9 protein-coding genes are annotated in these 12,959 nt (G+C 39.9%); all 9 read left to right on the forward strand.

Annotated features, from left to right (window positions below; all coding sequences use genetic code 11):
• Window positions 1-63 precede the first annotated feature (63 nt).
• The 9 genes from HWQ36_RS10885 (at window position 64) to hepA (ending at window position 12,901) form a co-directional block, all read left to right on the forward strand.
• On the forward strand, window positions 64-1,071 hold the full coding sequence (locus HWQ36_RS10885; protein WP_292701873.1) for a glycosyltransferase family 2 protein: 1,008 nt from the start codon (window positions 64-66) through the stop codon (window positions 1,069-1,071).
• 49 nt (window positions 1,072-1,120) lie between these two features.
• The gene (locus HWQ36_RS10890; RefSeq protein ID WP_292701876.1) at window positions 1,121-1,972 is read left to right on the forward strand and encodes a phytanoyl-CoA dioxygenase; all 852 of its coding nucleotides are present in this window, start codon (window positions 1,121-1,123) and stop codon (window positions 1,970-1,972) included.
• Window positions 1,973-2,155: 183 nt separating this feature from the next.
• Window positions 2,156-2,710, forward strand: coding sequence for a dTDP-4-dehydrorhamnose 3,5-epimerase (gene rfbC / locus HWQ36_RS10895; RefSeq protein WP_292701878.1), 555 nt, complete (start codon window positions 2,156-2,158; stop codon window positions 2,708-2,710).
• 161 nt (window positions 2,711-2,871) lie between these two features.
• A complete protein-coding gene (locus HWQ36_RS10900) occupies window positions 2,872-4,110 on the forward strand; it encodes a glycosyltransferase (RefSeq protein WP_292701881.1) in 1,239 nt (412 codons plus the stop codon).
• Window positions 4,111-4,330: 220 nt separating this feature from the next.
• Window positions 4,331-5,644, forward strand: a complete 1,314-nt coding sequence (locus tag HWQ36_RS10905; RefSeq protein ID WP_292701883.1) for a Gfo/Idh/MocA family oxidoreductase — start codon at window positions 4,331-4,333, stop codon at window positions 5,642-5,644.
• A 266-nt stretch (window positions 5,645-5,910) separates the two neighbouring features.
• The gene (locus tag HWQ36_RS10910; protein WP_292701886.1) at window positions 5,911-7,011 is read left to right on the forward strand and encodes a glycosyltransferase; all 1,101 of its coding nucleotides are present in this window, start codon (window positions 5,911-5,913) and stop codon (window positions 7,009-7,011) included.
• Between the two features lie 288 nt (window positions 7,012-7,299).
• Window positions 7,300-9,525 (forward strand): polysaccharide biosynthesis tyrosine autokinase, encoded by a 2,226-nt coding sequence (locus tag HWQ36_RS10915; RefSeq protein ID WP_292701888.1) that lies wholly within the window; start codon window positions 7,300-7,302, stop codon window positions 9,523-9,525.
• A 703-nt stretch (window positions 9,526-10,228) separates the two neighbouring features.
• Window positions 10,229-10,945, forward strand: coding sequence for a heterocyst development glycosyltransferase HepC (gene hepC, locus HWQ36_RS10920; protein WP_292701890.1), 717 nt, complete (start codon window positions 10,229-10,231; stop codon window positions 10,943-10,945).
• 114 nt (window positions 10,946-11,059) lie between these two features.
• The gene (hepA, locus tag HWQ36_RS10925) at window positions 11,060-12,901 is read left to right on the forward strand and encodes a heterocyst formation ABC transporter subunit HepA (RefSeq protein WP_292701892.1); all 1,842 of its coding nucleotides are present in this window, start codon (window positions 11,060-11,062) and stop codon (window positions 12,899-12,901) included.
• Window positions 12,902-12,959: the final 58 nt, after the last annotated feature.

Consider the following 12,959-nt stretch of genomic DNA (forward strand, 5'->3'; position numbering starts at 1 on the left):
AAAGCAGCTTTTTAATAAATAAGCTGTTGTTAGTAGCCTCTTAACTATAGATTCAAGCTTAATATGAATAAACTGCTGACTATTGCCATACCTACTTATAATCGTGCCGATTTACTTGATAAACAGTTAACATGGTTGGCTCAAGCTGTCAAAGGTTTTGAAGATGAGTGTGAGATTTTAGTATCTGATAATTGTTCAACAGATAATACTCAGCAGGTGATCCAAAAATGGCAAACAACTCTTAACAATATTACATTTAAATCAAATAAAAACTCACGGAATTTAGGCGTAGTCAAAAATATTATGTATTGCCTAAAGTCTACAACAACAAAATATATTTGGACAATCGGTGATGATGACCCAATTCAAGATAGAGCCGTTGCTTATGTGATTAGCAAGCTCAGACAACACGAAGATTTATCATTATTGTTCCTCAACTTTTCCGGTCGTAACCAAATTACTGGTGAACCAGTTCATCCACCAAAAATCGTTGGTAATCGCTGGTTTGACCTTGATAGTGAAGATGGCAAGGGTGATGGTAAATCTATATTTGAGCATTGTTTTTCAAAAAGTGTCGGTGCAGTTATTTTTCTGACTGCTACAGTCTATCGCACTGACTTAGTAAAACGCGCTCTCCAAAATTGGCAAGATGCTGAGAATAACTGGATATCTTTAGCATATTTAGCCGGATATTGCGCTGCTAATGGTAGTGTAATTGTCACTAAAGAGACTTATTTAGAATGTGTTGTTGGTGTGAGTTATTGGCAGAAAGAACCAAAATCAGCACTATTAATGCAATACAAACACATCCCTGAAGTGATTTTGAAATTAGAGCAGAGTGGATATTCTAAGCAGTTTTGTAGACGGATGCTTTTGCAGAACGGTAAAGAAGTTAACTTGAAAGTTTTCTTGGGTGCTTTAAGAAGATGGCCGATGTCCGCCATCAAAACAATAGTTCCATTTTTGGCTTTAGTCAGCTTGTGCGCTTTTGACGTGATGGTTTCTAAAGAATTCAGTTTAGCAGAATCAAGCGAGATATCTACTGAAGAAGTACGTAGCTATAAGTCATAAACTACCAAATTACTAACAAATATATATCAAAAAGAGAGGGATTTACGTCATGTTCAATGCTATTAGACACAAAATAGCTACACTCTCGTCTGACCTTGAATATTACCTAGCTCGTTGGAAGCATAGCAGAAATTTGCCAGCATTGGAAGGGCGCGATCGCAACATCCTTAATGCTCTCAAAAAAGATGGTGTTTACGTCACAACCTTGGCAGATTTAGGGTTCGACTCTAGCTCCGAACTGCTCAAAGCTGCTCACCATCAATTGTCTCAGATGGAAAATCCCACCAATGAGCATCTAGATGAAAGGTTGCCACAAATTTATACAGTTACAGGTTTACCAGAATTTTATGCCTGGGGGGTAGAGAAAAGGCTAGTCAACATCATCGAAAATTATATTGGTCTTCCTATTGCTTTTCATGGTGTACATTTACGCAAAGATTTTAATAATAGGCATCAGTTTGGGACACTACTATGGCATAGCGATGCAGAAGACCGTCGGATTATCAAAATCATTATTTACTTGAATGATGTAGAAGAAAAAACTGGGCCTTTTCAATACATCCCCCGCTCTTTAACTCCCTTATTTAGTTGGAATTATTTTCAACTTTACTACAAACTTTGGAAGTCAAGCTATATGGGTATCGACGATGAACAAGTAAAACCAGTCATCCCTAAATCAGCTTGGAAATCCTGCCCAGGCCCAGCAGGTACTGTCATTCTTGTAGATACGAAAAATACTCTGCATCACGGCACAGTTCGTACAGAAGACCGGTCAACACTATTCTTGTGTTACACCACCAACCCTCCTGAAAGACCAGACCTCTGCACTCAATACTGGGATGATACTTATCCCAGAGTCGAGTTACATTCTGCATCTAATACAGTTAAAGTTTCGACTTAAAAACGTAAATTTAATTTAATTAACCGCAGAGGCGCAGAGAACACAGAGGAAGAGAAAGAAAAGAGTTGCACGCGATGAAATTTGTAGATTACTGACACAAAATATCTCTCAAACTCTCATCTCTCTGTGCCCTCTGCGGTTCGTTTAATTTCTTTACTCAACATTCATCTCAAAGGAATCATAATGATTTTCACCGCAACCGCACTAAAAGACGCATTCATTATTGACTTAGAAGAAAAGCCAGACCACCGTGGTTTTTTTGCTCGGTCTTTCTGCGCTCAAGAATTTGAAGCACACGGATTAAAGCCAACTGTTGCCCAATGCAACCTGTCTTTTAACTACAAAAAAGGCACTATCCGGGGAATGCACTATCAAATTCTACCAGCCGCAGAAACGAAGTTAATTCGCTGTACTAAAGGCGCTATCTATGACGTAATTATTGATATGCGTCCTGAATCTCCTAGCTTTTTGTCACACATCGGTGTGGAACTAACACCAGAAAACCGCCGCGCTTTGTATGTTCCAGAAATGTTTGCTCACGGGTATCAAGCACTGACGGATGAAACTGAAGTTGTATATCAAGTAGGCGAATTTTACACGCCAGGGTATGAAAGGGGTTTACGCTATGATGACCCATTTTTTAATATTGATTGGCCTCTAGATGTGACTGAAATCTCTGAGAAAGATTTAAGTTGGCCTTTGTTGAGAATGATGACTGTTGGCGGTACTTCTAGATAAATATAGGGGGATTCAATGGTTTGTGAATTATTTTTTAAACGAACCGCCAAGAACGCCAAGAACGCCAAGTTAGGAAAGATAAATTAGAATTGATGTATATGCAACTATCAATTACTAATTAAAGTTTGAGATTTTAAGTTAATGAAATTAGGTAGAAATAAATGTCAAATAGTATTCTATCTCGTGTCGCTAATACTATCTCTTTTGTCTCCAACAAAGTACAAGCTCGTATTAATTATGCGAAAACATTAAAGGTTGTTTCTCTAAAGCCAAAACAACTTTCTCAAGGGAATGTACTTCTTTCTTATCGGATTGAACCATTCCTCTTAAAACCTGGTCAGCCAATGCCTAATGACCACACTTGGTACTGGGAAGTTTGGCAAATAGCCCAAACTTTTTTAGACTTGGGCTATAACGTTGATGTTATCCAGTTCCACAATGATAAATTCGTTCCGCAAAAGGACTACGCATTTTTCATTGATATCCGTCATCGGATGGAAGCACTGGCACCAAAACTGAACAAGGATTGCATCAAAATTTTTCATGTTGACATTGCGAATATGGTGTTTCGCAATGCAGCTGAATGCAACAGGCTTTTAGAAGTACAACAGCGCAAAGGTGTAACCTTAAAACCACAGCGATTTGAGGTTCCTAATTTGGGAATTGAATATGCCGATTGTGCCATTGTGTTGGGTAACGATTTCACAACTGATACATTCAAGTATGCTAATAAACCAATGTATCGTATCCCAATTTCTTCGCCTGTTGTTTATCCCTATCCAGATAAGAAAGATTTTGAAGCGGTAAGAAAGCGTTTTCTCTGGTTTGGTGGTAGTGCTTTAGTCCTTAAAGGGTTAGATTTAGTTTTAGATGCCTTTGCCCAAATGCCAGAATACCATTTAACAATTTGTGGCCCGGTAAGTAATGACAAAGAATTTGAAAAAGCTTTCTATAAAGAACTGTACGAAACACCTAATATTCACACTTATGGGTGGATTGATGTTAGCAGTCCTGACTTTATAGAGGTGACAAATAACTGTTTGGGGCTGGTTTATCCTTCTGTTTCTGAAGGACAGTCAGGAGCGGTAATAAGTTGCTTACAAGCTGGGCTAATTCCCATTTTAAGCTACGAATCTGGTGTGGATGTTCACGATTTTGGTGTGATTTTCGATAATCTTTCCCTTGAAGAAATTAAGGCGAAAGTTATAAGTATTTCCAATTTACCTGAAGAAGATTTAAAGCTGATGTCTCGTCAGGCTTGGGAATATGCAAGAGCAAATCATACTAAAGAAAAGTTTGCCCAAGTTTATAGAAATGTTGTGGAGCAAATTATCGAAAATCACAGCCAGAAAAAACATACTGGTTCTATGGTATATAGCAAACAACCAGTTAGTATTTAGCCCTGGCGATTATAAATCGCGGCTATACAAACCAAGTCCGCCTGCGCGGACTGATGAAAATTAAGGGTTTTGCCTGTGTAGCTGTGACTTCTAGTCGCTTGGTGCAAGCTAATCTTAATTCCCATGAAAATGTACTTAATATTTAGTTGTAAAAATTATTAAGTGCAAGTTTATAGAGAATTTGTATCACAACCAACAGTTCCAAAAAGGAGTTTAGTTCATGATTATTATCGATCGCGCCTTACAAGCCCGTGCAGCAGCAGGAAATCCTATCAAGGTGGGAATGATTGGTGCTGGTTTTATGGGTCGAGGAATTGCCAACCAAATTGTCAATTCAGTGCCAGGAATGGAGTTAGTTGCTATCTCCAATCGCCAGATTGATGCAGCTAAACAAGCTTATTCGGAAGCAGGAATTGAAGATATTCAAGTTGTTGCAACTGTCAGCGAATTAGAAGATGCGATCGCAAACGGTAAATATGCAGTCACAGAAGACGCAAAATTACTGTGTCGGGCTGAGGGCATCGAGGCCATAATCGAAGTTACAGGGGCAGTGGAATTTGGCGCTCACATCGTAATGGAAGCGATCGCTCATTGCAAACATGTGATCATGATGAATGCCGAACTCGACGGCACTATTGGCCCCATCCTGAAAGTCTATGCCGACAAAGCAGGCGTGATTCTCAGCGCTTGTGATGGCGATCAGCCAGGGGTGCAAATGAACCTTTACCGCTTTGTAAAAAGCATTGGTTTAACTCCCTTATTGTGCGGTAACATTAAAGGACTCCAAGACCCCTATCGCAATCCCACCACCCAGGAAGGATTTGCTAAACGTTGGGGTCAAAAGCCCCACATGGTGGCTAGCTTCGCTGACGGAACCAAAATTTCCTTTGAGCAAGCGATCGTTGCCAATGCCACAGGCATGAAAGTCGCCAAACGGGGAATGCTGGGATATGACTTCAACGGTTATGTCGAGGAAATGACCCATTTATATGATGTTGAACAACTCAAAGAACTGGGCGGCATTGTCGATTATGTAGTTGGAGCCAAACCAGGCCCAGGCGTATATGTATTTGCCACTCATGACGACCCCAAGCAACGCCACTATCTCAACTTATACAAATTAGGCGAAGGCCCACTTTACAGCTTCTATACTCCTTATCACCTCTGTCATTTTGAAGTTCCCTTGTCTGTAGCGCGTGCTGTCCTGTTCGGTGATGCCGTCATGTCTCCACTAGCAGGCCCATTAGTAGATGTTGTCACCACTGCCAAAATCGACCTGAAAGCTGGAGAAACCTTAGATGGCATCGGTTACTACATGACCTACGGACAATGTGAGAATTCTGATATCGTCCAACAGCAAAATCTTCTACCAATCGGTTTAGCTGAAGGGTGTCGCCTCAAACGAGATATTTCTAAGGATCAAGTCCTCACTTATGAGGATGTAGAATTACCTGAAGGCAGACTCTGCGACCAACTAAGAACTGAGCAAAACAATTATTTCGCCCCAGAAAAAATCTTAGTAGCAGTTGGGTAATATTGGTTTCAAAAACATTTGCAACAAATGAATTGGCTGTAGGGGCGGGGCGTAGAGCCAGGGCGAATAGAATAGAGCCTCCGGCACGCTACGCAAACGCGGCTACACAAACGAAGTCCGCCTGCGCGGACTAAGGAAAAATTGAGGGTTCTTAACCCACGGAGGTGGGTTTTGCCTGTGTAGACGCGGTTTCTAACCGCCGATTTAACTGCGGGGCTTGCTGGGGAGTATTGAAACAAACCCGATCGAAACTTTAGGTCAAATTGATGAAAATTGCTCTAGTCCACGATTATTTAACCCAGCGAGGTGGGGCAGAGCGTGTATTTGAACTGCTTTGTAAGCGTTATCCTGAAGCAGACATTTTCACATCTCTGTACGATCGCCAAAAAACTATTGATCTAGGCGATCGCATAGTCAACACAACCTTCTTACAAAAAATCCCTGGTGCAGCAAAATATTTCAGGGCAATGGCTCCTCTATATTTTCCTGCCTTTCGCGCCTTGGATCTGCAAGACTACGATCTAATTATTAGCAGTAGCACCAGCTTCGCCAAAGCAGTCCGAAAAAACCCCAATGCTCGTCACATTTGCTTTTGCCATAACGTCACCCGTTTCTTATGGGATACAGCAACTTATTTAAGAGAATACGGAGACTATAGATACTTTGCACCTTTAATCGAACAAGTATTTCAAGTAATGAGAAAGGTAGACCTGAAATATGCACAGGAACCTGACCTTTACATTGCTAATTCTAGTGTTGTTGCCCGCCGTATCGAAAATATTTACGGCAAAAAGGCAATGATGGTTAACTATCCAATTGATACGAGTAAATTTCTTTTCTCCGATATAAAAGATGAATATTATCTGGCTTCAGCCCGGATGATTAGCTATAAACGCCTTGATATAATAGTCGAAGCTTTTAACTGGTTAGGATGGCACTTATTAATATCAGGTGACGGGCCAGAACTAGCACGGTTAAAATCCAAAGCATTACAAAATATTGTCTTCTTAGGACACGTAAGTGATAGAACCCGCAAAGACTTGTTTTCCAAAGCAAAATCTATTATTGTTGCAGCATTAGAAGATTACGGATTAGTTCCAGTAGAAGCTAACGCTAGCGGCACACCAGTCATCGCTTATGGAGCAGGTGGAGTATTAGATACTCAAATCCCAGGTGAAACAGGAGTCTTTTTCAAAAGACAAACACCCGAATCTCTACAAATTGCATTACAAGAAGCCAATAGCATCTCTTGGGATTACGATCGCATCCGTAATCATGCAGTAACAAACTTTTCAGAAAATGCCTTCTTTGGAAAAGTTGAGCAAATTATTAGCCAAGTTTGTGGCGGACATCAAATATTCATTTGATAAAGTGGTCATTAGTCATTAGTTATTATTTTTTGGTACAAACCTCACCTTAAAAGTAGCAAAAAAACTTTCTGATATCAGACTAATTTAAACCACCTTCTTTATAAGCGTGGTATTTCAAGGAATAATGCCTCTTGCCTTGCTTATTTCTTAATCTTTTCCCACTATAAAATTACCTATTTGTTTTCTCTCATCCTTGGCGTACTTGGCGCACTTGGCGGTTCGTAAAAAAATAGGCATTCTTCGGGATATCTCTTAGCGTAAGTCTCAAAGACAAGGATAACAAAAGTGGTTCATAGTCTAAATCCTCAAATAACTCCAGCCTCTGAAACTGAACCAAGTTACGGACAATTGTTTGCTGTATTTGTGCGAAGATTTCCTTGGTTTTTAGCAGTATTAATTAGTTCTATTGCTATCGCCAGCATAGTAACTTTAAATACTAAACCAACTTATAAAAGTTCAATGCAACTGCTAGTAGAACCTAACTATCAAGGCAAGAAGGAAGGAGCAGGGGTAGACAGCCAGTTTACTGACTCTAATGTTGTGATAGATACTGCCACCCAACTTAACTTGATGCAGAGTTCAGGACTCATTCAAAAAGCAGTTGATAAACTTCAGTCTGATTATCCAGACATCAGTGCAGGTGAAATTAAATCTTCTTTAGTCTTAACTCAATTGAGAAGCAAAGAAGATAATGTCGCTACAAAAATCTTTCAAGTTGAATACACTGCCGGCGATCCAGAAAAGACACAAAAAGTTTTGGGTGCAATTCGACAAGTTTATCTGGAATATAACAAAGAACAACAGAGTTCGCGGTTACAAAAAGGTCTGCAAATTATTAGAGAACAGTTAAGTAAAGCCAGTGAAGAAGTAAACGCATCTGAGACTAATTTACAAAGATTTCGCAGAAATCAGAACTTAATCGATCCAGAGTCACAAGCCAAAGCCATTGAAACAGCTTTAAATAATATTGCTCAAGAAAGACAGACAACTCGCGCTCAGTATGGCGAAGCCTTAGCACGCCAAAAATCTTTGGAAGAACAACTGAACCGTTCTCCTCAAAATGCTTTAGTTGCTTCTCGTCTGAGTCAGTCTACTCGCTATCAAGGCTTACTAAACGAAATCCAAAAAAGCGAACTAGCACTAGCACAAGAACGCTTACGCTTTACAGATCAGACTCCAAATGTGCAAAAGCTCAGAGAACAGCTTCAGGGACAGAAGGAATTATTACAACAAGAAGTAGGAAGAACTTTAGGCGGAAAGTCTGCTGGTGGATTCACTTCTGGAGACTCTCTTCTCGAAAAAGGACAACTTGGCCAAATTGATCTTAGTCTCGCTGGTCAGTTAGTAGAAACCCAGACAACTATAGTTGCTTTAACTGCTCGCGATCAAAGTTTAGCTCAGAAAGAAAACGAGCTACGTTTGGAAATCAAACGCTTTCCGCCTTTGTTAGCTTATTACAATCGGATGTTACCACAGTTGCAATTTAGTCGTGAAAGATTAGAGCAGCTTTTAAGAGCAGAACAGCAATTACGGCAAGAACTTTCCAAGGGTGGATTTAATTGGGAAGTGGTAGAAGATCCCCAAAAAGGCGCACAATTAGGCCCCAATCTTCAACAGAACTTGCTGTTAGGTGCTGTCGTTGGGTTGATGTTAGGAGGAATTGCTGCCTTTATTCGAGATTCGGCTGATGATGCAGTTCACACCACTGCTGAGTTAGAGAAACAAATGGCTCTACCATTGTTGGGAACAACCCCCAAGTTACCGCCAGCCAAACCCAGAGAATCAATGATCAAATTGCCCTTTGGCAAGCCAGAAGTTCTCGCCCCTTGGACAATTCAGGTATTGCAATCTCCCCCGCGTTGGGAATCGCTGGATCTGATTTACAAGAACATTGAACTTTTAAATACTGTTGCTAACTTGAAGTCTTTGATGATTACCTCAGCTTTACCCGATGAGGGTAAGTCAGCTTTGGCGTTGGGTCTGGCGATGAGTGCAGCCCGTTTACACAAAAGGGTGTTACTAATTGATGCCAATTTACGCGATCCCAGCCTGCACCACCAACTGAATCTTCCTAATGAACAGGGGCTTTCAACTCTACTGGCGAGTGATGCAAGTCTACCCAACCAGATTAGTCTTCAATACTCAGGTTCCTCCTACATCGATATTTTGACTGCTGGCCCCAAACCTACTGACCCAGCTAATCTGTTGAGTTCCCCCCGGATGATGCAATTGATGGCAGCTTTTGAGGAAAATTATGATTTGGTACTCATAGATGCTCCCCCAGTTCTCGGTTTGGTAGATGCCATGCTCACCGCATCATCTTGTCGTAGCGTGGTCATGGTGGCAAGCATTGGTATTGTGACGCGAAGCCAGCTAACTCAGGCTACGGCAATGCTGAGTAAGTTAAACCTGATTGGGGTTGTAGCTAATGGGGTATCAAACTCTAGCAGTAATTACGTACCTTATGTAAAACAACAGCAATTGGCTTTGCGACAAGCTGTAGAAAAATAGCTAGTACCGCAGGGCGTAATTCGTAATTCGTAATTCGTAATTCGTAATTGCTGTACCGTAAGGGTTTCATTGATTTGGAATGGGTGGTTTATTTACGCCGCGCTGTACTAGTACCGCGAGATGTATAGATCCCCGACTTCTTAAAGAAGTCGGGGATCTTGTCTTTTGTATTTATAAACAAAATTTCATTTTATTGCTATCAGGAAAATTTTAGTATATTTATGCGATCTTTATGGGTTTTCAGAGAAATTACTGGCTCTTTAAAGAGTAAATAAAGAATTTATTTGAGCGATCGCTATTTCTAGATAGTCTTATATTCTAGAGATTAAAGCACCTTCATAAAGGCTAGAAGACAAGGGTGGACTGGTTTTGTTAAATCTATCGACACAATAAACACCTCAGTACAATTAAACGTAGATATAGATTTATGGGTAATTTCCCTCTACATATTTCTACTTTCAGTAGTTACCGGAAAATACCGATTGCCCATGAATATTGATAGTAACGTTGATTTATAAACCTCTACACCAGCAGAATCCTGGACGATATGTGCTTTGCTGAGTGGCAAATAGCAATAACATATTTTTGCCCTCAATTATCTCCAACTTTTTGGACTTACAACAAGATTCGGATTTGGGTCTTTGGCATTAATAGCCTTTGATAGCGCCTCAGTAATTCACTCCTGTATAAACCCAAAGACATTATGACAACTTCAATAATTCCAACTCTAGAGAATTTATATGATATAACCCAGGAACAGCAAGATAAGGGTGAGTACTGCACACTCCTGTGGCGGCGGGGTCAGTTGTTGGTAAAGCAGCCTGGACGAGTGAAACAACCATATCTGCCTGTATTAGATAGTAAGCGATCGCTAGTCAAATGCTTACAACATTCTCCTATAAGTTTGGTAAGCATAGATCCAAAGCTGGGTGAGGCTTTGCTCAAGTTTTGGGCAGATGCATGTCAAGAAGCTCAAAAACCAATATTCCTCAGCATACCAGCCGGCAATAAACCTTCTAATCAACCCTGGAGACAATTGCAGCGACTAATTGATTGGATTGCTGCTTTAATATTGCTGCTATTACTCAGTCCAGTCATGCTGGTATTGATTGTACTAGTGCAAGTTTACTCACCAGGATCACTCTTTTGCCATGAATGGCGTGTTGGAGAACGAGGTAAACTCTTTCAAGCAATGAAATTTTGCACACACAATATCACACCGCTAGGTTGGATGAGTAAATACAATCTCGACAATCTGCCTCAGTTATTTAATGTGCTGCGGGGTGACATGAGTTTGACCGGATCTCATTGTTGGACTTTAGAAGATGCAGTACAGCTAAATAAACTACCAGACATTAAAGCTTCCTGGGAAGTAGAGGCACAGTCTCACCTCTTACATCTAGATAGCCAAACACTGTAACTTATCTGTGCGGTAATTGATGATTTCATTTACCGCACTGAGACTAACGCAAAAATTGCTTACATCGCATCTATAACGGTCTATCTACCTTGCCAAACTATTATTCTAAAATCAATGAATTCTCAACTCCCTCAAAAATTCCGCAATCTGCTCAAAGCTTCCAGCTTTTGGCAAGATAACTATTTGATATTGCGAGAATTTAAACACTTTCGCAAAATAGTAATTTTAGCTCTAATATTCTCAATTTTAGCAGCAACCTTTGAAGGAGTAAGTATTGGTTTTTTACTTTCCTTCTTGCAAAGCTTAACTAGTCCAAATGCTCAACCTGTCCAAACAGGAATAGAATGGTTTGATACTTTAGTCTTAGGCTCGAAGTCATCAGCAATTAACCGTCTATACCGCATATCTTCGCTGATATTATTAAGTACTTGGTTACGTGTTGCTTTTAATTATTTTGCACTAGTTTATACAGAATTATCTCAACTGCATTTTGGCGATCGCTTACGCAAGCAAATTTTTGAACAGTTACAATCCTTATCGTTAAGTTACTTTGCTAAAACTCGTTCTGGTGAACTGATTAACACAATAACCACAGAAATCGAAAGAATCAGGCAGGGTTTCAGTGGTGGAGCATTTTTAGTAAGTAGAGGAATAACAACTCTTGTCTACTTAATATCAATGTTTTTGATATCATGGCAACTGACTATAATTTCAGCATTACTATTTACACTTTTAGGTGTAGGGTTATCTAATCTGAATGCCAGAGTTAGAGAATCCAGTTTTGGTATGACAACTGCTAATGCTAACTTTACATCAACAGCCATAGAATTTATTAATGGTATTCGCACTGTTCATTCTTGTGGTACTCAAGAATTTGAGCGTCAGCGTTATTACAAAGCTAGCGATAAGGTAGTAAGCTCTACAACTAAAGTTGTATTCACTTGGACACTTGTCAAGCCAATTGCTGAAGGGGTAGCTACTACCGTCTTGGTGGGAATGATTATTTTAGCATTCACTAGCTTGGTTAGTAATGGAACACTACAAGTTGCTTCTTTACTAACATTCTTCTTTGTACTATTTCGCTTCATTCCGTTTGTTCAAGATATTAATGGTACGCGGGCATTTCTCAGTACCCTACATGGTTCAGCAGACAATATTAAAAGCCTGTTGAAAAGTGATGATAAATATTATTTCCAAAATGGAAAATTGCAATTTAAAGCTTTAGAAAGGGCAATAAATTTAGTATCTGTAGATTTCGGTTACGATGACCAAAACATAGTACTACATAACATTACCCTAACCATTGAGAAGGGAAAAATGACTGCACTAGTCGGAGCATCTGGTGCTGGTAAAACAACTCTGGCTGATTTAATCCCTCGCTTTTATAATGCTACAGAGGGAAATGTTTATATCGATGAAGTTGATATAAGACTGTTTGAAATTAACTCTCTACGTCGTCAAATAGCTGTTGTCAGTCAAGATACGTTTATCTTCAATACTGATGTTTGGCAAAATATTGCTTATGGCACTCCACAAGCCACTAATGAGCAAATTCAAGAAGCCGCTAAACTAGCGAATGCGCTGGAATTTGTTTTAGAAATGCCCCAAGGTTTTAATACCCAATTGGGAGATCGGGGTGTTAGATTATCTGGAGGACAAAGACAGCGAATTGCGATCGCGCGGGCGCTACTACGAAACCCCGAAATTTTGATTTTGGATGAAGCAACTAGCGCTTTAGATTCGGTATCCGAGCGTTTAATTCAAGATTCATTAGAAAAGCTATCTGTTGGTAGAACAGTAATTGCGATCGCTCACCGTCTTTCTACTATTTCTAAAGCAGATAAAGTCGTAGTTTTGGAAGCGGGGCGAATAGTAGAACAGGGTAAGTATCAAGAATTACTTGCACGCCAAGGCAAACTTTGGGAATATCACCAGATGCAATACTATAATTCGTAATTCGTAATTCGTAATTCGTAAATTACGAATTCATTTCCCTACTCAGTTATTGATAATT

The sequence above is a fragment of the Nostoc sp. NMS2 genome (assembly GCF_017115105.1).
Classification (GTDB): domain Bacteria; phylum Cyanobacteriota; class Cyanobacteriia; order Cyanobacteriales; family Nostocaceae; genus Nostoc.

Bases quoted from the DNA above. Each gene is read 5' to 3' on its own strand.
- HWQ36_RS10885 (WP_292701873.1), top strand. From the start codon at position 64: ATGAATAAACTGCTGACTATTGCCATACCTACTTATAATCGTGCCGAT.
- HWQ36_RS10890 (WP_292701876.1), top strand. From the start codon at position 1,121: ATGTTCAATGCTATTAGACACAAAATAGCTACACTCTCGTCTGACCTT.
- rfbC (WP_292701878.1), top strand. From the start codon at position 2,156: ATGATTTTCACCGCAACCGCACTAAAAGACGCATTCATTATTGACTTA.
- HWQ36_RS10900 (WP_292701881.1), top strand. From the start codon at position 2,872: ATGTCAAATAGTATTCTATCTCGTGTCGCTAATACTATCTCTTTTGTC.
- HWQ36_RS10905 (WP_292701883.1), top strand. From the start codon at position 4,331: ATGATTATTATCGATCGCGCCTTACAAGCCCGTGCAGCAGCAGGAAAT.
- HWQ36_RS10910 (WP_292701886.1), top strand. From the start codon at position 5,911: ATGAAAATTGCTCTAGTCCACGATTATTTAACCCAGCGAGGTGGGGCA.
- hepC (WP_292701890.1), top strand. From the start codon at position 10,229: ATGACAACTTCAATAATTCCAACTCTAGAGAATTTATATGATATAACC.
- hepA (WP_292701892.1), top strand. From the start codon at position 11,060: ATGAATTCTCAACTCCCTCAAAAATTCCGCAATCTGCTCAAAGCTTCC.